The sequence below is a fragment of the Paraburkholderia sp. JHI869 genome (assembly GCF_038900775.1).
Taxonomy (GTDB): domain Bacteria; phylum Pseudomonadota; class Gammaproteobacteria; order Burkholderiales; family Burkholderiaceae; genus Paraburkholderia.
Map to the genome: position 1 here is coordinate 1 of NZ_JAYMSC010000024.1, position 20,458 is coordinate 20,458.

The window sequence follows — 20,458 nt, forward strand, 5'->3', positions numbered from 1 at the left end:
CCGCGACACCTCCGCCCCCACCGCCTCCGACTGCACCCGCCACCGCCGCTGTGGTGCCAGGTGCGGCGCCCGCACCGGCGCCGGTCACGCAGGGCGCTGTCCAGTGGGAATTGCAGGTGATGCGCGACGGCCAGCAGATCGACGCGTTCAATGGCACGACCTCGATCGGCCAGGCGCGCACCGACACGCATCACAAGGTCGTCTCGCACAACGTGGGCTGCAAGGATCAGCCCGCAGGCAGCATCGACCTGTCGCGCACGATCACCGTTTCGCCGCTGCAGGTGCGCGCGAACCTCGTCGTCCTGTCGATCGACGCGCAGGAAACGCTAGAAAACGACACCGCGCCGAGCACGCCCGAAGGCTGCAAGCTGCCGCCGCAGCCGCGCCAGGTGAACGCGAGCCATCCGGGCCTGATCGTGCCGGATGGGCAGTGGGTCACCTGGCAGATCGTCGACCAGAACCCCTCGCTTGCGTACCGGGTGCACGCAACGCTCGCGCCACCCACACAGTGATCGCAATGGCTCAATGCATGACCCGGCGTGACCCAATCCGTTAGAAAAAACGCATGCGAAATCCCGAACAACCGCTCATCGACACCTCACAGAGCAAAGACTTCGTCGCCGTGAGCTGGAACCTGCACAAGGGCCGCTCCCCGCTGGGCTTCGAGGCCTGGGAGGCCATGCGGCGCTGGGTGCAGTCCACCCATGCCGACGCCTGGTTCCTCCAGGAAGCGATGGCCCGCCGCTTGCCGCAGCCGGTGCTCGCCTCGGCCTTCGGCTCACAGCTCGGCGACCCGATAGACGACGTCTGGCACTGCCAGGCCACCGAAATCGCCACGGCGCTCGAATTGCAGATCGCCCTCGGGCCCAACGTGTTCAAGCCTTCGTGGCGGCACGGCAATGCGATTCTCTCGCCGCATCCGCTCGACCTCGGCGGTCGCTGGGACATCTCCGCACACCGCTTCGAGCGGCGCGGGCTGCTCGTTGCGCGCGCAAACGTCGCCGGGCAGTCGGTCACGCTGCTGTGCGCGCACCTCGCGCTCACGCGCAGTGCGCGCCTGCGGCAGATGAACTGGATCGCGCACTGGATCGTGAAGGAAGCGCCGCAGGGGCCGCTCGTGCTGGCGGGCGACTTCAACGACTGGCGCAACGACTCCGTGCCGCTCTTCGCCGAACATGGGTTGCAGGAAGTCGCGACGCTGCTCGGCGAACCGGCGCGCACCTTCCCGGCGTTCTCGCCCGCGCTCGCGCTCGACAAGATGTTCGTGCGCGGCCTCAAGCCCGTCGAGTTGATCCAGCCCGCGCAGGAAACCGCCTGGCTTTCGGACCATCTGCCGTACATGGCGCGCCTGCGCCTCGAAGACTGACGCGCCTGGCAGCGGCCGCTGCCCAGCCGAAGCATCCGCGCGACACTCCGCCGATCGCGGCCACCCGCATGCACCGGCCCACGCTAATATGTCGCGTCGCGCGCGCCGCGCGTTTTTTCGTTTCGTCAGGTGTCCTCAGATGCATTACCTCGCCACGCTGCTGCAGATCGTTGTCGTCTATCTGTTTGCGCTCATCAGCCCCGGCCCGAACTTCTTCATGGTCACGCAGCTTTCGCTTGCCGGCCGGCGCGGCCTCGGCGTGGCCTCGGCAGCAGGCGTCGGCGTCGGCTCCACACTCTGGGCGGCGCTCGCCATGCTCGGCTTCGCCGCTGTGCTGCAGCACATTGGCTGGCTCTACAACGGCGTGCGCGTGGCGGGCGCGCTCTATCTGGTGTGGTTCGGGCTCAAGCTGCTGCGCTCGGGCGTGCGGCGCGAGCTAGCCGCCGCGGCACAAGCCGTCGTCGCACCGCTGCCTCCCGCCGACCGGCGCGCGTGGCTTCGCACCTGGCGCGCGGGCCTCATCACCTGCCTCACGAACCCCAAGTCGTGCGTGTTCTGGACCAGCGTGTTCGCAGCCGTATTTCCGGCGCATCCGCCGCTGTGGTTCTACGGCGTCGCGCTCGCCACGGTCGCCACGATGTCGTTCGGCTGGCATTGCAGCCTCGCCTTCCTGTTCGCCGACGACCGCACCCAGCGCGGCTACCGCCGCCTGCGCCGCCCGATCGACGCGTTTTGCGGCGCCGCGCTGATTGGGCTTGGCGTGAAGCTCGCGGCCGACCGTTAGGGCGCGATCGCGCGCCTCACGCGGCGCGGCGCACGGTCGCACCACCGCTGCAGCGCTGAAAATGGCGCCATTACACACGTATCGGCGTCTAAAACCCGCCCCGAAACTGCCCTGCCACCAGGGTCAATGCTGCGGGCTGTCAGACCTTCCGGTATCATTCAGCGGAAAATTCGCACACGCCGCTCGGACCACCAGCATCCGGCGCGCGCTGCGAGCGGCACGAGAACCCGCTCTCGCGGGTCCTGGCAAGATCCAGTCCGGCTCGCAAGGCCGGGCGAGGCTACCCGCCAACCCTTGTGCCGTCGCCAGCAGACCCCGCCGTTGCGTGTTGTGCTCGCGTGCGGATGCCAGCACACCGCCGCAGCGAGCCACCCTCTCTTGCAGCGCTAAGTCGTTCGAGCAGGCGCAAGCGGGTCCTTCCGGCCCGAGCGCGGTAAAATGACGGATTGCGCTCCGTTCGCAGCGGAGCGGGCTGGCAAACAAACAACTGGGACTTGCCTGCCGGGCCATCAAGCCTGGCAGCCGGGTCCCGAGCCTATCGTCAAAGCTACGCTGTACTGGACAGCAGGCCGGCAGGATCGCCGCAGTCAGGCGGCGCTTGTTTCGCACTTCAGGAACCATGAGCAAATTCACCGAAGAAACCGTTCTGAGCGTCCATCACTGGACCGACACGCTTTTCAGCTTCACCTGCACGCGCGACCAGGCCCTGCGGTTCGATAACGGCCAGTTCACCATGGTCGGCCTCGAAGTCGAAGGCAAGCCGCTCATGCGCGCGTACTCGCTCGCGAGCGCGAACTACGAAGAGCATCTGGAGTTTCTGAGCATCAAGGTGCCGGACGGCCCGCTCACGTCGCGCCTGCAGCACCTGAAGGTCGGCGACAAGGTTCTGATCGGCAAGAAGCCCGTCGGCACGCTGGTGGCCGACAACCTGCTGCCCGGCAAGGTGCTGTGGCTGCTCTCGACCGGCACGGGCCTCGCGCCGTTCATGTCGATCATCAAGGACCCGGATATCTACGACCGCTTCGACAAGATCGTGCTCACGCACACCTGCCGTTTCGTCGACGAACTCGCGTACAAGGACTTCATCACCCAAGAGCTGCGCGACCATGAGTATCTGGGCGAGATCGTGCGCGAGAAGCTGGTGTACTACCCGACCGTCACGCGCGAAGTGTTCGACAACCGCGGCCGTATCACCGAGCTGATCGACACGAAGAAGCTGTTCGAAGACCTCGATCTGCCGCCGTTCTCGCCGGAGCGCGACCGCATCATGCTCTGCGGCAGCACGCACATGCTGCGCGACACCGTCGAGCTGCTCGAGCAGGCCGGCCTCACGGAAGGCAGCAACAACCAGCCGGGTCACTACGTGGTGGAAAAGGCGTTCGTCGGCTAAGCGCCGCAGCCAGGTCACTCACGACTCGAAGAACCGGAGCTTTGTGCTCCGGTTTTTTTTCGCCTGCACACTTTAATTTGGCTCGTTACTTTGTCGCGAGTTTGCCGCCGATGCAGTTACAGTTGTCACACAAATGCGATACCTTCCCTGTCAGTATTTTTCCTACATGACAAAGGCCCGCGACCTCATGCTGCACCTGAAGTTTGGCCGCTAACCCTTGTCCAGACTGAAGTTTTTCTTTTTTTAAGATATTATCGCAGCGCAACATTGGATACACTGGGTCGTGTCCAGGGACAGAGCCAGGTTGTTACTGGTTGTAAATTTCGTTACGCTGCGCCGTGCTGTTCGCCGTCACGCCGGGGAAACCAATCCCGACGGATGTCTGACAGCAGGAACCGGTTCCTGAACGGGGGAAGGATGAATACGTCGAGATACGCCGCGCCGAATGCGCGCACGCCTGCCGGCGATGCGCCGCGCGCCGCTCATGGCGTTGACGGCCTCGCCTTCCTCGCATGGTCCGCTGCCGCCGACGAAGCGGCCACGGTGGCCGCGCTCGAAGACCTCGACCGCGCGCATCGGCAAATTGCCGCGCCGGCGCGCGGCGATAGCCGTCGCCCGAGCCGGGCGCTTCCCCACGCCAGCGCCGCCCAGTCCATTCACGCCGACGAAGCCGCACGCCACCGGCTCGCGCGCGATCTGCACGACAGTGTCGGCGCCGAACTCGCCGCCACGCACTTCGCGCTCGCCAACGTCCACACCTGGCTGCCCGCCAACGCACCGCCGCAATGCGCCGAGGCGCTCGCGCTTGTCGCCCGCTCGCTCGAGGCGGCCACGGGCGCGATGCGCCACGTGCTCGACGGCCTGCACGCGCCGCAACTCGAAGCGGGCCTCGCACCCGCGCTTTCGGGCTGGGTGCGCGGCTTCGCGGCTCGCACGGGCCTCGCCGCCCACCTCGCCGGCGCCAGCGACGACGCACGCCTCGCCCGCCTGCCCGCCGAGGCCGCGCTCGCCGTGTTCCGCGTGGCCCAGGAAGCGCTCGCCAACGTGGCGCGCCACGCGCAGGCCACGTGCGCCGAAGTGCGGCTCGAAAGCACGACGCGCCACCTCACGCTCACGATCGCCGACGACGGCATCGGCCTCGCGCGCATCGCCCAGCGCGCGCGCCGCAACCCGGCTTTGAGCCAGGACGACGGCAGCACTGAAAAACGCAACACCCGCTCCGGGCACTACGGCCTCGCCGGCATGCGCGAACGCTGCGCCGCCTTCGGCGGCTCGCTGCGCGCCGTCAAGGGCGGCATCGCGCGCGCGGCTCACGACGACGCACAGCAGGAAGCCGCCCAGCGCGGCACGACCGTGCGCGCGCGCTTCGCCTGGGACGCGCTGCTGGCCGTCTCCCATTGCGCTTCGCCCCTCCTCATGACAGAAGGCGCCCGCTCATGACCCATCGCATCCTGCTGGTCGACGACCATGCCGTCGTGCGCCAGGGCGTTCGCCAGTTGCTGCTCGACCGCGGCATTGCCGCCGAGGTGATCGAAGCGCAAACCGGCGCCGAGGCGCTCGCGGCGATCGCGAAGCATGTGTGCGACGTGGTCCTCCTCGACATCTCGCTGCCGGACATGAACGGCGTGGAGGTGCTCAAGCGCGCCAAGAAAAAGGCGCCGCGCGTGCCGGTGCTGATGTTCTCGATGTTTCGCGAAGATCAATACGCGGTGCGGGCGCTCAAGGCAGGCGCGGCCGGATATCTCTCGAAGACGGTGGACGCCGCGCAGATGATCGCCGCGATCCAGCAGGTCGCGGCGGGCCGCAAGTACGTGAGCCCGGCCATGGCCGAAGCGCTCGCCGACTACGTGCTGGTGGACGGCGAGCAACTGCCCCACGAAAAGCTCTCCGACCGCGAATACCAGACGCTGTGCATGCTCGCCTCGGGCAAGCGCCTCACCGACATCGCGCACGCGCTCTCGCTTTCGGTCAAGACGGTGAGCGTCTACCGCACGCGCCTGCTCGAAAAGATGAAGCTCACCAACAACGCCGAGCTGACCTTCTACGTGATGAGCAACCGGCTCGTCGATCTCTCGCCCACCGTCAGCGCCTGAAATCCAGACGGCGCAGCGGCATCAAGGCGGCCTTCTCGCCATAACCCGTTGATCCGGAAATGAATTCCGCCGTTCCCGCAGGTCCGGGGAAGGTTTGCGCGTACGCGCTCCGGATTGCGGCGGAATCGTCCGCGCCTTGCGAGCGTTTCCGACCCTGCTCAACCAGTCTCGCGCGCGACATCCGCTAAAATTTAGGGTTTCCCCCAAAGACATCCGGCACGCGAAGCCGGCGAAGGCGGGCATGGGTCATCCCACTGCGCCGGTTCCTCGCCTTCGCGCGTTTTACGTGGAGTTCCCCGCCAAATGTCCCTCTTTCGCAAGAAGAACGTCGAGCACATGTTGCAGGCGAGCGCCAAGGGCGCCGGCCTGAAAAAAGCACTCGGCGCGCTCGACCTCACCTTTCTTGGCATCGGCGCGATCATCGGCACCGGCATTTTCGTGCTCACCGGCACGGGCGCCGTACAGGCCGGCCCGGCGCTCATGGTCTCGTTCCTGATCGCGGCGCTTGCCTGCTGCTTCGCCGCGCTCGCCTACGCCGAATTCGCCTCGACCATTCCCGTTGCCGGCTCGATCTACACCTATTCGTACGCCACGCTCGGCGAACTGGCCGCGTGGGTGATCGGCTGGGACCTGATGCTCGAGTACGGGCTCGCCACTTCGGCGGTCTCGGTGGGCTGGTCGGGTTATTTGCAATCGCTGCTTTCGGGCTTCGGCCTCACGCTGCCCGCCGCGCTTTCGGCCGCGCCCGGCGCCGTGCCAGGTGTGCACACGCTCTTTAACCTGCCCGCCTTCCTCGTGATGATGGCCATCACGGCGCTGCTTTCCGTGGGCGTGCGCGAATCCACGCGCATCAACAACATCATGGTGGCGATCAAGGTGACCGTGGTGCTGCTCGTGATCGCGGTGGGCGTGTTCCACGTCACCCCCGCCAACTGGCATCCGTTCATGCCCAACGGCTGGCGCGGCGTGTTCGGCGCCGCGGCCGTGATGTTCTTCGCGTTTATCGGCTTCGACTCGGTGTCTTCCGCCGCCGAGGAAGTGAAGAACCCCAAGCGCGATCTGCCGATCGGCATCATCGCCTCGCTCGCCGTGTGCGCGGTGCTTTATGTAGCCGTGGCGGCGGTCGTGACAGGCATCGTGCCCTCGCCGCGCTTCGCGCATGTCGGCCATCCGGTTTCGTTCGCACTCCAGGCGGTAGGCGAGAACTGGGTCGCGGGCTTCATCGATCTGGGCGCCGTGCTCGGCATGCTCACCGTGATCCTCGTGATGAGCTACGGCCAGACCCGCATCATCTACGCGATGTCGCGCGACGGCCTCTTGCCGGCCAAGCTCTCGAAGGTGCATCCGCGGTTCGCCACGCCGTTCTTCACGACCTGGCTCGTGGGCATTTTCTTTGGCCTGATCGGCGCGCTCGTGCCGCTGAACGTGCTCGCCGAGCTCATCAACATCGGTACGCTCGCCGCGTTTTCGATGGTGTCGATCGCCGTGCTCGTGTTGCGCAAGACGCACCCGGACCTGCCGCGCGCGTTCCGCTGCCCCGGCGTGCCCGTGGTGCCGATTCTCGCGGTGGCTTCCTGTCTCTTTCTGATGATCAATCTGCAGGCGCTCACGTGGGTCGCTTTCCTCGTCTGGACAGCGTTCGGCCTCATCGTGTACTTCGGCTATTCGCGCCGTCATTCGCGCCTCGCGCACGCACCGCACGAGCCAGTGCATCACGAATGATGAGCGCGTGATCTTCGCGGCACTTTGATCGCCTCGATCGCTGCACTGCAACGCAACGGCCCGCCCCGAATCATCGAGGCGGGCTTTTTTTTCGCACGCTGCAAGCATTCTGGAGGGTAAAACCCCGCGCAGCGAAATTCGGCAAATTGTGCTTTACTGTCCGGGCGTCACCCCAGGCTTCACTGAACAGAAAGGCACCAGCCGGACCCAGATTCCGCTCCACCCGCTTTCTCCCGAACCGCCCCGCGTTTTGTGTGCGGAGTTGTGCGTTGCGCGCGCAATGAGGTGCAACGCGTTCGACGGGCGAGTCTTACTGCGGGCGGTTATGGCGGTCGATTCAGTGTAAAAAAGCGGGCCCAGGCAGGTCTCTATCCCATCACCCGGTATGGGACCGGAGCCACGCGCGAGCGCCGTGCTCCGGTCGACATTGGAGACAATCAATGGCGATCAGTATTAGCCTCACGGTCAACGGCGCGCCCGTGACCGCCGAGGTCGAACCTCACACGCTCCTCGTCCAGTTCCTGCGCGAACAGCAGCGTCTCACCGGCACGCACGTCGGCTGCGACACGGCGCAATGCGGGGCCTGCACCGTCCATCTGAACGGCCGCGCGATCAAGTCGTGCAACCAGCTCGCGGTGCAGTGCGACGGCATGGAGGTGACGACGATCGAAGGCCTCGCGAAGAATGGCGCGCTGCATCCCATGCAGGCCGCGTTCCGCGAATGCCACGGCCTGCAATGCGGTTTCTGCACGCCAGGCATGGTGATGTGCGCGACCGCGCTCGCCGCCGCCAAGCCCGACTTGACCGAAGCGGACGTGCGCGAAGGACTCGACGGCAACTTCTGCCGCTGTACGGGTTATCACAACATCGTGAAGGCCGTGGTCGCTGGCGCGCAGGAAATGCGCGCGGGCACGACCACCGCCGCTTGATTCGGGAGGCCACCATGAACGCACCCGAACCCAATCGCATGATCGGCGCGCCAATCAAGCGCAAGGAAGATTTCCGCTTCCTGACCGGCGCCGGCCAGTACACCGACGACGTCGTGCTGCCCGCGCAAACCTGGGCCGTGTTCGTGCGCTCGCCGCACGCGCATGCGCGCATCAAGAGCATCGACGTCAACGCCGCGAAGGCCTCGCCCGGTGTCGTGGCCGTGTTCACCGGCGCGGATCTCGCCGCGGAAAACGTGGGGGGCCTGCCGTGCGGCTGGCTCATTCACAGCATCGACGGCACGCCCATGAACGAGCCGCCGCATCCGGTGATCGCGCACGAGAAAGCGCGCCACGTGGGTGACCAGGTCGCGCTCGTGATCGCCGATTCGGTCAAGGCCGCGAAGGACGCCGCCGAACTCGTCGTTGTCGATTACGAAGAGCTGCCCGCCGCAGTCGATACGGCCCACGCCGCCGACGCGGGCCAGCCGCTCGTGCACGACGGCGTACCGAACAACACGTGCTACACGTGGGGCCACGGCGACAAGGCCGCGACCGACGCCGCCTTCGCACAGGCCGCGCACGTGACGACACTCGACATCGTCAACAACCGGCTCATCCCGAACGCCATCGAGCCGCGCGCCGTGAACGCGAGCTACTCGCAGCACGACGACAGCTACACCGTGTACGTGTCGAACCAGAACCCGCACGTCGAACGCCTGCTCATGGCCGCGTTCGTGCTCGGGCTGCCGGAGACGAAGCTGCGCATCGTCGCGCCCGACGTGGGCGGCGGCTTCGGCTCGAAGATCTTTCTGTACGCCGAAGATGTCGCGCTCACGTGGGCCGCGAAGAAAATCCGCCGCCCGGTGAAGTGGACCGCCGAACGATCGGAGTCCTTCGTTTCCGATGCGCATGGCCGTGACCACGTGACGAAAGCCGAACTCGCGCTCGACAAGGATGGAAAGTTCCTCGCCATGCGCGTGCACACCACGGCGAACATGGGCGCGTATCTCTCGACGTTCGCCTCCAGCGTGCCGACCATCCTCTACGCGACGCTGCTCGCGGGCCAGTACACCACGCCTGCGATCTACGCCGAGGTGAAGGCCGTGTTCACGAACACGGTGCCTGTCGATGCGTATCGCGGCGCGGGCCGACCGGAAGCGACCTACGTGGTCGAGCGTCTGGTGGAAACGGCCGCGCGCGAGATGAACATCGACCCTGCCGAAATTCGCCGCCGTAACTTCATCACGAGCTTCCCGTACGCCACGCCCGTTGGCCTCACCTATGACACCGGCGACTACGAAGCGTGCCTTGGGCGCGCGCTGGAACTCGCCGACGTAAAGGGCTTCGCCACGCGGCGCGACGCGTCGAAGGCGCAAGGCAAGCTGCGCGGGCTCGGCTACTCGTGCTACATCGAGGCCTGCGGCCTCGCGCCTTCGAACATCGCGGGTGCACTTGGCGCGCGTGCTGGTCTCTTCGAAGCCGGCGAGGTCCGCGTGAACCCGACCGGCTCCGTCACCGTGTTCACGGGCTCGCACAGCCACGGCCAGGGCCACGAGACGACCTTCGCGCAGGTCGTGGCCGATCGTCTGGGCGTGCCGATCGAACAAGTCGAGATCGTGCACGGTGACACGGGCCGCATTCCGTTCGGCATGGGCACCTACGGCTCGCGCTCGATCTCGGTGGGCGGCTCGGCCATCATGAAGGCGCTCGACAAGATCGAGGCGAAGGCAAAGAAGATCGCGGCGCACATGCTCGAAGCGGGCGTGGAGGACATCGAGTTCGCGGACGGCGTGTTCCGCGTGGCGGGCACCGACCGCACGAAGACCTTCGCCGAAATCTCGCTCGCCGCGTACGTGCCGCACAACTATCCGCTGGAGACGCTCGAACCGGGCCTCGACGAAAGCGCGTTCTACGATCCGACCAACTTCACGTATCCGTCGGGTGCGTATCTGTGCGAAGTCGAAGTCGATCCCGAAACGGGCGAGACGCGCATCGAGCGTTTCACCGCTGTGGACGACTTCGGCAACGTCATCAACCCGATGATCGTCGAAGGCCAGGTGCATGGCGGGCTCGGCCAGGGCATCGGCCAGGCGATGCTCGAAAGCTGCGTGTACGACAACGAAAGCGGCCAGTTGCTCTCGGGCTCGTACATGGACTACGCGATGCCGCACGCGTCGGATGTGCCTTCATTCACGGTGGAAACCGCGAAGGGCACGCCGTGCACGCACAATCCGCTCGGCGTGAAGGGCTGCGGCGAGGCAGGCGCGATCGGTTCGCCGCCTGCCGTCATCAACGCCATTCTGGACGCACTTAGCTCCTTAGGCGTGAAAGATCTACAGATGCCAGCCACGCCGCATCGAGTATGGCAAGCGATCCAGGCCGCGCAGGCCCCTTCACAACCTTGAGCGGAGGCGCTCCATGTACGCATTCGACTATCAGCGCGCGACTGACGCGCAAGGCGCCGTGAAAGCCCTCGCGGCCGACGCCGACGCCAAATTCCTGGGCGGCGGCCAGAGTCTGCTCGCGGCGATGAAGCTGCGCCTCGCGCAGCCCACCACGCTCGTGGACGTCACGCGCATTCCCGAGCTCAAAGCCTTGCAGGTGGACGGCAAGGTGGTGAAGGTGGGCGCGGCCGTGTGCCATGCCGACGTCGCCGAAAACGCGCAGATCCGCAACACGCTGCCCGCGCTCGCGGACCTCGCGGGCATGATCGGCGACCGCCAGGTGCGCGCGCTCGGCACGCTGGGCGGCTCCATTGCCAACGACGATCCCGCCGCCGACTATCCGGCTGCGGTGCTCGCGCTCAACGCGACGGTGGTGACGGACCGGCGGCGCATCGCGGCCGACGACTTCTTCCTCGGCATGTACGAAACGGCGCTGGAGCCCGACGAGCTGATCGTGGCCGTCGAATTCCAGGTGCCCGAACGCGCGGCCTACGAGAAGTTCCGCAATCCGGCCTCGCACTTCGCGCTCGCGGGCGTGTTCGTCGCGAAGTACGCCAGTGAAGTACGTGTGGCGGTCACGGGCGCCGGGCCTTCGGTGTTCCGCGCGAGCGCGCTGGAAAGCGCGCTCAAGACGAACTTCGCGCCGGAAGCCGCACGCGCGGTGAAAATCCCCGCTGACGACCTCAACACCGACCTGCACGCGAGCGCGGCATATCGCGCGCACCTCATCCCGGTGCTCGCGGCTCGCGCGGTGGCGAAGGCCAACGGCTAGGCCTGTCCCGAGGGCGAGCGCTTCCATGAGAGACGTGGGAGCGCTCGCCGCCTTTGATCAGCGTTCACAGAAGCCCGAATGCAATCCGCCTCGATCGACGACACCCTCGCGCAACTCGAAGCGCGCGGCTATTACGCGAGCCGCGAGCTCGCCACGGCACTCTTTCTCGCGCTGCGCATGGAGCGGCCGCTGTTTCTCGAAGGCGAGCCAGGGGTCGGTAAGACCGAACTTGCGAAAGCCGCTGCGGCAACGCTCGGCACCGCCGTTTTGCGTCTGCAGTGCTACGAAGGACTCGACACGGCGAGCGCGCTCTACGAGTGGGACTATCCGCGCCAGATCATGGCGCTGCGACTTGCCGAAGCCGCCGGCGAAAAGCCGCACAACGACACGCTTTATCGCGACGAATTTTTGTTGAAGCGCCCGTTGTTGCAGGCGTTGCAACCCGATCCGCAGAACCCCGCCGCTCGCCGCGTGCTGCTGATCGACGAAATCGACCGCGCCGACGAACCGTTCGAAGCCTTCCTGCTCGAACTCCTTTCGGACTTCCAGGTATCGATTCCCGAATACGGCACCATACGTGCGAGCACGCCGCCGCTCGTCGTCATCACCTCGAACCGCACGCGCGAAGTGCACGATGCGCTCAAGCGGCGCTGTCTTTATCAATGGCTAGGCTACCCGGACCGTGCGCGCGAACTCGCGATCGTGGCCGCGCGCGCGCCTGAAACCGCCCCGGAGTTGCAGCATCGCGCGGTGGCATTCGTGCATCAACTGCGCACAATGGACCTTTTCAAGGCGCCCGGTATTGCGGAAACAATCGACTGGTGCCGCGCGCTTTCTGCGCTCGCCGTAACGGAACTCGATCCGCAATCGGTACAGGACACACTGGGCGTGTTGCTGAAGTACCAGGACGACCTCGCGCAACTCGACGCGCAACGCATCGCGCAAACGCTCGCGCTCACGGAGTGAGCACGATGCCCGCCGCCGCGAACGACACCGCCGCGATCGACGCCATGCCCACGTTCTCGCGCAACGTCGTGCATTTCGTGCGCGTGCTGCGCGGCGCGGGCCTGCCGATGTCGCCTTCGCGCGCCGTCGACGCGATCGAAGCGCTGCGCCATATCGACCTCGGCCGCCGCGACGACGTGCATGCGGCGCTCGCCGCGCTGCTGACGAGCGCACCGGACGAACGCGAGATCTTCGACGCCGCGTTCGCCCTCTTCTGGCGCGACCCCGATTTCGAAGGCAAGCTGCGCGCGCTCTTGCTGCCGAAGGTACAAGGCGGCGTGCCGCCGCCGCGCCGCAACAACCGCCTCGCCGACGCGCTCGCGGCACGCCCCGCCAATCGCCCCGGCGCGAAGCCGCCGCCTTCGCACGAAGAACACGAGTTGCGCGCGCACGCCACGTTCAGCGCCGAAGAACGCCTGCGCCAACGCGATTTCGACACGCTTTCCGCCGACGAATGGCGTGCGCTGCGCCACCTGATCCGCGCGCGCCGCTTGCCGCTCGCGACCGAACGCACGCGCCGCCTCAAGGCCGCCTCGCACGGCACGCACGCGGACCTGCGCGCAAGCGCGCGCCACGCGGTTCGCGCAGGCGGCGACTGGACCGTGTGGAAATATCGCGCGCCCGTGGAGCGCAAGCTGCCGCTCGTGCTGCTGCTCGACATCTCCGGCTCGATGAGCAGCTATTCGCGCGCGGTGCTCTACTTCTGCCACGCGCTGCTGCAATCGCGCGAGCGTCTGCAGGTGTTTCTCTTCGGCACCCGCCTGACGCACGCCACGCGCGCGCTGCGCGAACGCGACCCCGATGTCGCGCTCGCCCAGCTCGCCACCCAGGTTGCGGACTGGTCGGGCGGCACGCGCATCGGCGCGACGCTAGCCGAATTCAATCGCCGCTGGGCGCGCCGCATGCTCGGCGGCCGCGCCACGGTGCTGATCGTTACCGACGGGCTCGATCACGACGAATGCAGCCTGCTCGGCGAGGAGATGGCGCGACTGCACCGCTTCGCGCATCGCGTGGTCTGGCTCAATCCGCTCTTGCGTTACCGCGATTTCGCACCCAAGGCGCGCGGCGTGCAGGCGATGCTGCCCCACGTCGACGCGCATTACCCCGTCCACAATCTCGACAGCCTCGAAGCGTTCGCGCGCAGCCTGTGCGAAGCACAAGGAGAAACACGATGGAGCTGACCGAAAGTCACACGCTGCCGGTGCCGCAACAGCGCGCCTGGGAAGCGCTCAACGACACGGCGATCCTCAAGGCGTGCATACCGGGCTGCGAAAGCATCGAAGCCGATGGCGAGAACGCCTACGCCGTTGCGCTGACCGCCGCGGTGGGCCCGGTGAAGGCCCGCTTCAAGGGCCGCATGCAGCTCGCCGATATCGACGCGCCGAACAGCTACACGATCGTCTTCGAAGGCCAGGGCGGCGCGGCGGGCTTCGGCAAGGGCGACGCGCACGTGAAGCTCGAATCGGCTGGCGACGAGTCGACCACGCTCACTTACACCGCGAACGCGTCGGTGGGCGGCAAGCTCGCGCAGATCGGCTCGCGCCTCGTCGACGGCGCGGCGCGCAAGATTGCCGGCGAGTTTTTCAAGCGTTTCGGGGAACAGCTGGGCGGCGGCACGCAGCAAAATACCGACGAGGCGGCGGAACTCGCCGCGAGCGACGCAGAAGGCCAGCCGGAAGGCGAAGGCACTGAGGAAACACCGAAAAGGAAACGATCATGGACAGCGTGGATCTCGAAGTCCTGAAATCCAGCGTGCGCTGGCTCGACGCAGGGCACCGCGCGTTGCTGGTGACAGTGGTGAAAACGTGGGGCTCGTCGCCGCGCCCCGAGGGCGCGATGCTCGTGGTGCGCGGCGACGGCCTCGTGGTCGGCTCCGTGTCGGGCGGCTGCATCGAGGACGATCTCATCGACCGCGTGCACCGCGAAGGCGTGACGATCACCCAACCCGAAGCCGTGAAGTACGGCATCACGGCGGAAGAGGCGCATCGTTTCGGACTGCCATGCGGCGGCACGATCCAGCTCGTGCTCGAACCGCTCTCCGAGGCATCGGGCATACGCGAACTGCTCGAGACCGTCGAGCGCGGCGAACTCGTTGCGCGCACACTCGATATGGCGACTGGCCGCGCCACGCTCGGCCCCGCGAAAGCGACCGATGGCGTGGACTTCGACGACGTGCGCCTGCTCACGATTCACGGGCCGCGCTACCGCATGCTGGTGATCGGTGCGGGCCAGCTCTCGCGCTATCTGTGCCAGATCGCGGTGGGGCTCGATTACCAGGTGACCGTGTGCGACCCGCGCGAGGAATACACAGACACCTGGGACGTGCCTGGCACGGCGCTCGCGCGCACCATGCCCGACGACACCGTGCTCGACATGAAGCTCGACGAACGCTGCGCCGTGATCGCGCTCACGCACGATCCCAAGCTCGACGACCTCGCGCTGATGGAAGCGCTCAAGACGCCTGCGTTCTACGTGGGCGCGCTGGGCTCGCGGCGCAACAACGCGGCGCGGCGCGAACGGCTCAAGGAGTTCGACCTGAGCGAAGCGGAACTCGCGCGGCTGCATGGGCCGGTGGGTATTTACATCGGCAGCCGCACGCCGCCTGAGATCGCGGTGTCGATCCTCGCGGAGGTCACCGCGGCGAAAAACGGCGTGTCCCTGCCGACCATTCTCCAGGTCGAAGGCGCAAAAGCCGCGCGCGAACAGGCAGCGGGCGCGGGATCGACTTGTGATGTGTGATTCGCGCAACCAGGCGCTCTAAAAAAACTGCGGGCCGCGACTCTCGTCGGCGGCCCGCAGCACGGGTTGCTTCGTTGGGCGGCTCACGCCGCCCCAAGCCATTCGAACATCAGGAAGGCATCAGCCGAACAGCTTCATCGCCTGCGCGAGCGTGTTGGTCACGCCCCATACGAGCGGCACCAGCACGTAGAGCCAGAAGACCGCCATCAGCGCCTTGTTCGACGATTTCGTGGCAACTTGAGTAGACATTGCGCGTTCCTCCTTATTTACCGGCGGCGAGTTGCGTCTCGCTCATGTGATGCTTCGCGTCCACGCGGCGCACGAGCAAATTGCAGATGAAGCCGATCACGAGCAGCGAAGCCATGATGTGCACGGTCATCGTGTACGCGTCGGCCTTCGCCACGCCGTTTGCGACCTGGTAGGCGCGCACGTAGTTCACGAGCACCGGGCCCGCCACGCCAGCCGCGGCCCACGCGGTCAGCAGACGGCCGTGAATGCCGCCCACGAACGCCGTGCCGAACATGTCCGCGAGATACGCGGGCACGGTCGAGAAGCCGCCGCCGTACATCGACAGAATCAGGCAGAACGAGAGCACGAAGAACACGATGTTGCCGCTCTGCGCGAACTGCGGCACCGCGTAATAGAGCACCGCGCCGAACACGAAGAAGATGAAGTAGGTGTTCTTGCGGCCCACCCAGTCGGAGGCCGAGGCCCACACGAAACGCCCGCCCATGTTGAAGAGCGAGAGCAGGCCGACGAAGCCCGCCGCAGCACCGGCAGTCACGGTGTCCTTGAAGCTTTCCTGGATCATGACCGAGGCCTGGCCCAGAATGCCGATGCCCGCCGTCACGTTGAGGAACAGCACGAGCCAGATCAGGTAGAACTGGGGCGTCTTGAGCGCCTGGTCGATGTGCACGTGCTGGTTAGACACGAGCTTTTTCGCCACGACGGGCGGCGTCCAGCCTGCGGGCTTCCAGTCAGGAGCCGGCACGCGGATGGTGATGGCGCCGATCGTCATCGAGATGAAGTACGCCACGCCGAGCACCACGAAGGTTTGCGCGACGCCCACGCTCGTGTCGCTCGCGAAATGCTTCATCAGCATGACCGAGAGCGGTGCGGCGATCATCGCGCCGCCGCCGAAACCCATGATCGCGAGGCCCGTTGCCATGCCTCGGCGGTCCGGGAACCAGCGGATCAGCGTCGAAACCGGCGAAACGTAGCCGAGCCCGAGGCCGATACCGCCAATCACGCCATAGCCGAGATACAGCAGCGCGATCTGGTGCAGATGCACGCCGAGCGCGGAAACGAGGAAACCGCCGCCAAAGCAGCACGCGGCGGTAAACATCGTGCGGCGCGGGCCCACACGTTCGAGCCACTTGCCGCCGAACGCTGCGGAAAGCCCGAGAAACACGATGGCCAGCGAGAAAATCCAGCCCAGCGTGGTGAGCGACCAGTCATCGGCCGCGGACTGCGTAATGCCGATCACCTTCGTGAGCGGCGAGTTGAAAACGGAAAACGCGTAGGCCTGGCCGATGCACAGATGCACGGCCAGCGCCGCGGGCGGCACCATCCAGCGCGAAAAGCCCGGCGGGGCGACGGTCGCCTCTTTGGAAAAGAAAGGTGCGCTTTGCGCACCGCGCGTCGAATCTGCAACGCTGCTCATGGGATCTCCCGATTCGACCAGAGGTTGAGTGAGGGGGTGATCACTCGCTCTGGTCCCATCCAAAATGGCTGTTGGTAGGCGTGGTCTTTCGTGCTCTTTTATGCGCAAACGCACAGAACACTTAATTGCCGCTTGACGGCTGGACGAACCATAGTCCCCAAGCGCCGCCTTGGCAATATGAGGTAAACATACATATGGCCTTCAAAGGCCCGCGCGCCGCCACGCTTCATCGATTGTTGCGTGCGCAGCAAATCGACGGCAACGCCGTCTGACGACACGGAGAAAGAGGGGAACGGGCATTTCGTTGCGCAGCCCAGCATTAGATTCAATGCTCGATACAGGCGCCACCGCGGGCTGTGTGCGGGTCACCCGCTTGACAAGCAGGTAGTATGACTTTTAAGTGACGGAAGTAGCGCCCATCCGCGACCCGACACCTGCCGAGCCCCCCATGCGCCTCGCTCTCGCTCTTTGCCTAGCCGTGCTCGGCCCCGCCACGGGAACCTTCGCCGCCGACCTGCGCCCGGGCATCGCGCAGCTCACGCCGGTGCCCCTCGAAGCGAGCGCAGTGAACCCAGCCGGCAGCGCCGCGCAGGCGCCGTACACCAACGAATCGGAAACGCAGACCTTCACCGTCAACGCGGACGGCTCGTACACCAAGCTCGACTCGCTCACGCTGCGCGTGAACACGGAGGCCGGCATTGCGCGCGCGGGCCAGTATTACGTGTGGTTCAACCGCGAAATGGCCCACGTGGAGGTGCTCGAAGCGTGGACCGAGGACGCTCACGGCGGGCGTCACGACGTGCGCCCCGAGCAGATCCGCGACGTGCAGGAAGTGCGTTCGTTCGACGCCCCGATGTTCCAGGACGTGCAGGACAAGGTCATCGTGTTCCCGGCCGTAGAGCCTGGCGCGCGTGTGCATCTCACGTGGCGCAAGATTCAGCGCGTGCCGCTCGTGCCCGGCTGGTTCAGCGACTTCACGCCCCCCGACCTCGCGCCCACGCACAACTTCCGCGTGATCTACGACCTGCCCGCGAAAGTGCCGCTCTACGCCGACGCACGCGGCTTCACCGTACTGCCGCCCGCGACGGTGAACGGCCGCACGCGCTACGAGTACCGCTACGACAAGGCGAATTTCCAGCGCCTCGAATATGGCTCGGTGGCCTACGTGAGCTACGGCGACCGGCTGATGGTCTCCACCTTCCCCGATTACGCGGCCTTCGCGAAGGTCTATCGCGACGCGGCCGTGGACCCGACCGCACGCGACGCGGCCATCGTGCACCTCGCGCAAACGCTCACGGCACACGACGATACCCCGCGCGCCAAGGCGCAAACGCTCTACGACTGGGTGCGCCGCAACATCCGCTACGTGGCGATGAATATCGGGCGCGGCGAGATCGTGCCGCATCGCGCAACCGACGTGCTCGCGAACCGCTACGGCGACTGCAAGGACCACGTCGCGCTCTACGGCGCGCTGCTCGCAGCTGTGGGCATCCGCAGCACGCCGGCGCTCGTGAGCAGCGGCACGGTCTACACGCTGCCGAGCGTGCCGGGCTTCGGCGTGATCAATCACGTCATCACCTGGCTGCCCGATCTGCAGATGTTCGCGGACTCGACGGCGAGCAACATCGAGTTCGGCTACCTGCCGTCGACGGACATGGACCGCGAAGCCGTGCTCGCCAGCGACGGCACCCAGGTCCGCACGCCCCCCACGGCCACGACCACGCGTGAGAGCGATCTCGACATCACGGTCGCGTCCGACGGCTCGGCGAGCTTCATCTACCGCTTGCAGGCCGAGGGCTGGTCAGCCGAACAGACGCGCAGCGTGCTGCGCCTGCAAACGCCCGCGCAGCGTGAGGAGTCGCTGCAATGGGAACTGCGCAACGCCAACCTGCGCGGCAGCGCCACGCTCGCCTCCAGCCCGCTCGACGCCACGGCGGGCCCGCTCGTGCTCACGCTCACGGGCACCTTCGACGGTTTCGTCGACCCTGAGATGACCACGCCCGTGCCCACGCTCACGAGCTTCGTGGGCGGGCTCGACGCGAATCTGCGCTACTGGCTCGGCGAATCGCGGCGCACGCAGCCCTTCGTCTGCCGCAACGTAGTGGTGACCGAGCGCGCGCGCATCGTGCTGCCGCCGGGCATGCGCGTGCTCGACGTGCCCATGCCGCAGCACGCCGACAACCGTTTCATCGATTTCAGTTCGCAGTACGCGCTCGATGCGCAGGCAAACGTGCTGCGCGTCACACGTACGAGCCAAACGCATTTTGCAAGCGACGTATGCAGCGCCGACGATTTCGCGCAGATGCGCCCCGCGTTCGAGACGATGGCGCGCGACCTGCGCGCGCAGTTGATCGTCAAGCCGTCTGCGCAGGGCACCGCGCCGGGCAGCCCGGCGCGGGCGGAGTGAGCCTGCGCGCGAGGCTCAAACCGGCCAGAGCGGCCCTTCCTGCATCGCGCCGATCTGCTCGCGCAGTTCGAGAATGCGGTCTTCCCAGTAGCGCTGCGTGTTGAACCACGGGAACGCCGCGGGAAACGCCGGATCGTGCCAGCGGCGCGCGAGCCACGCCGAGTAGTGGATGAGACGCAGCGTGCGCAGCGCTTCGACGAGATGCAGCTCGCGCGGCTCGAACTCGCAGAAGTCCTCGTAACCGGCAAGCAAATCCGCCATCGCACGCGAGGCGCCCGCGCGGTCGCCTGGCAGCAGCAGCCACAAATCCTGGATAGCGGGACCCATGCGGCTGTCGTCGAAGTCCACGAAATGCGGGCCGGCGTCGGTCCAGAGCACGTTGCTCGGATGGCAATCGCCGTGCAGGCGCAACGAACGCACTTCGCCCGCGCGCTCGAATGCCGCCTCCACGCCTTCGAGCGCGAGCGTCACAGCCGCCTGCCACGCTTCGCGCACGTCCTCGGGCACGAAGCCATGTTCGAGCAGATACGTGCGCGGCTCGTAGCCGTAGGTCTGGATGTCGAGGGTCGGGCGGGCGCGGTACGGCTCGGTCGCGCCCACGGCGTGAATGCGTCCGATGAAACGGCCCAGCCATTCGAGCGTGTCGCTGCGGTCGAGATCGGGCGCGCGGCCGCCGCGCCGCTCGAACAGCGAGAAGCGGTAACCGTCGAACTCGTGCAGCGTGCGTCCTTCGAAGGCGAGCGCGGGCACGGCCGGAATCTCGCGCGCGGCGAGTTCGGCGACGAATGCGTGCTCTTCGAGTATCGCCTCGTCGCTCCAGCGCCCGGGGCGATAGAACTTGGCGATGAGCGGCGGGCCGTCTTCCACGCCCACCTGGTACACGCGATTCTCGTAACTGTTGAGCGCGAGCATGCGGCCATCCGTGCGGCGGTTGGCCGGGATCAGCACGCCGTCGACGGCGTCGAGCACGCATTCGGGCGTGAGGCGCGCGTAGGGCGCGGCTTGCTGGTCGCTGGATTCGCCGGGACCGGAAGGCTCGCCCGCGATAGGAGAAGGATCGTAATTCATACCCGCAATTGTGCCTCTTGCGGGCAGTGGCGGCGAGCACGCCGCGCACAACCACGCGACGAGACGCGCGCGCCTC

At 66.5% G+C, this 20,458-nt stretch carries 18 protein-coding genes; 15 read left to right on the plus strand and 3 right to left on the minus strand.

Going from position 1 to position 20,458, the window contains the following annotated elements; all coding sequences use genetic code 11:
• The first annotated feature begins 50 nt into the window (after positions 1–50).
• The 14 genes from VSR72_RS31135 to VSR72_RS31200 all read left to right on the plus strand — a co-directional run bounded on the left by VSR72_RS31135 (position 51) and on the right by VSR72_RS31200 (position 15,244).
• The gene (locus tag VSR72_RS31135; RefSeq protein ID WP_342956223.1) at positions 51–512 is read left to right on the plus strand and encodes a hypothetical protein; all 462 of its coding nucleotides are present in this window, start codon (positions 51–53) and stop codon (positions 510–512) included.
• Positions 513–565: 53 nt separating this feature from the next.
• The gene (locus VSR72_RS31140; protein WP_342956113.1) at positions 566–1,366 is read left to right on the plus strand and encodes an endonuclease/exonuclease/phosphatase family protein; all 801 of its coding nucleotides are present in this window, start codon (positions 566–568) and stop codon (positions 1,364–1,366) included.
• Between the two features lie 139 nt (positions 1,367–1,505).
• A complete protein-coding gene (locus tag VSR72_RS31145; RefSeq protein WP_321959996.1) occupies positions 1,506–2,150 on the plus strand; it encodes a LysE family transporter in 645 nt (214 codons plus the stop codon).
• Between the two features lie 619 nt (positions 2,151–2,769).
• On the plus strand, positions 2,770–3,540 hold the full coding sequence (locus VSR72_RS31150) for a ferredoxin--NADP reductase (RefSeq protein WP_342956114.1): 771 nt from the start codon (positions 2,770–2,772) through the stop codon (positions 3,538–3,540).
• Between the two features lie 417 nt (positions 3,541–3,957).
• Complete coding sequence (locus tag VSR72_RS31155) at positions 3,958–4,980, plus strand: ATP-binding protein (protein ID WP_342956115.1); 1,023 nt, start codon at positions 3,958–3,960, stop codon at positions 4,978–4,980.
• Positions 4,977–5,633 carry a response regulator transcription factor RqpR gene (gene rqpR / locus VSR72_RS31160; RefSeq protein WP_342956116.1) on the plus strand — a complete coding sequence of 219 codons (657 nt, stop codon included), beginning with the start codon at positions 4,977–4,979 and terminating at the stop codon, positions 5,631–5,633. The genes VSR72_RS31155 and rqpR overlap by 4 nt, the downstream gene beginning before the upstream one ends.
• A 303-nt stretch (positions 5,634–5,936) precedes the next feature.
• Positions 5,937–7,355 (plus strand): amino acid permease, encoded by a 1,419-nt coding sequence (locus VSR72_RS31165; RefSeq protein WP_342956117.1) that lies wholly within the window; start codon positions 5,937–5,939, stop codon positions 7,353–7,355.
• Positions 7,356–7,795: 440 nt separating this feature from the next.
• The gene (locus tag VSR72_RS31170) at positions 7,796–8,284 is read left to right on the plus strand and encodes a (2Fe-2S)-binding protein (RefSeq protein WP_342956118.1); all 489 of its coding nucleotides are present in this window, start codon (positions 7,796–7,798) and stop codon (positions 8,282–8,284) included.
• Between the two features lie 14 nt (positions 8,285–8,298).
• Positions 8,299–10,689: a xanthine dehydrogenase family protein molybdopterin-binding subunit gene (locus VSR72_RS31175; protein ID WP_342956119.1), complete on the plus strand. Its 2,391-nt coding sequence runs from the start codon at positions 8,299–8,301 to the stop codon at positions 10,687–10,689.
• Between the two features lie 13 nt (positions 10,690–10,702).
• The gene (locus VSR72_RS31180; RefSeq protein WP_342956120.1) at positions 10,703–11,500 is read left to right on the plus strand and encodes a xanthine dehydrogenase family protein subunit M; all 798 of its coding nucleotides are present in this window, start codon (positions 10,703–10,705) and stop codon (positions 11,498–11,500) included.
• A 78-nt stretch (positions 11,501–11,578) separates the two neighbouring features.
• On the plus strand, positions 11,579–12,466 hold the full coding sequence (locus tag VSR72_RS31185; RefSeq protein ID WP_342956121.1) for a MoxR family ATPase: 888 nt from the start codon (positions 11,579–11,581) through the stop codon (positions 12,464–12,466).
• 5 nt (positions 12,467–12,471) lie between these two features.
• On the plus strand, positions 12,472–13,686 hold the full coding sequence (locus VSR72_RS31190) for a VWA domain-containing protein (protein ID WP_342956122.1): 1,215 nt from the start codon (positions 12,472–12,474) through the stop codon (positions 13,684–13,686).
• Positions 13,677–14,249, plus strand: a complete 573-nt coding sequence (locus tag VSR72_RS31195; RefSeq protein WP_342956123.1) for a carbon monoxide dehydrogenase subunit G — start codon at positions 13,677–13,679, stop codon at positions 14,247–14,249. Before VSR72_RS31190 ends, VSR72_RS31195 begins: the two co-directional genes overlap by 10 nt.
• On the plus strand, positions 14,222–15,244 hold the full coding sequence (locus VSR72_RS31200) for an XdhC family protein (protein ID WP_342956124.1): 1,023 nt from the start codon (positions 14,222–14,224) through the stop codon (positions 15,242–15,244). The genes VSR72_RS31195 and VSR72_RS31200 overlap by 28 nt, the downstream gene beginning before the upstream one ends.
• 120 nt (positions 15,245–15,364) lie before the next feature.
• Here VSR72_RS31200 and VSR72_RS31205 read toward each other — a convergent pair whose 3' ends face one another.
• A complete protein-coding gene (locus VSR72_RS31205; protein ID WP_342956125.1) occupies positions 15,365–15,493 on the minus strand; it encodes a DUF1145 domain-containing protein in 129 nt (42 codons plus the stop codon).
• A gap of 13 nt (positions 15,494–15,506) precedes the next feature.
• Entirely contained in the window at positions 15,507–16,907 is a 1,401-nt protein-coding gene (locus tag VSR72_RS31210) for an OFA family MFS transporter (protein WP_342956126.1), read from the minus strand.
• A gap of 448 nt (positions 16,908–17,355) precedes the next feature.
• Between VSR72_RS31210 and VSR72_RS31215 the strand changes: the two genes are divergently transcribed.
• Positions 17,356–19,314, plus strand: coding sequence for a DUF3857 and transglutaminase domain-containing protein (locus VSR72_RS31215; RefSeq protein WP_342956127.1), 1,959 nt, complete (start codon positions 17,356–17,358; stop codon positions 19,312–19,314).
• A gap of 15 nt (positions 19,315–19,329) precedes the next feature.
• On the opposite strand, the gene VSR72_RS31220 is transcribed toward VSR72_RS31215, so the two are convergent.
• Positions 19,330–20,382, minus strand: coding sequence for a serine/threonine protein kinase (locus tag VSR72_RS31220; RefSeq protein ID WP_342956128.1), 1,053 nt, complete (start codon positions 20,380–20,382; stop codon positions 19,330–19,332).
• Positions 20,383–20,458 lie beyond the last annotated feature (76 nt).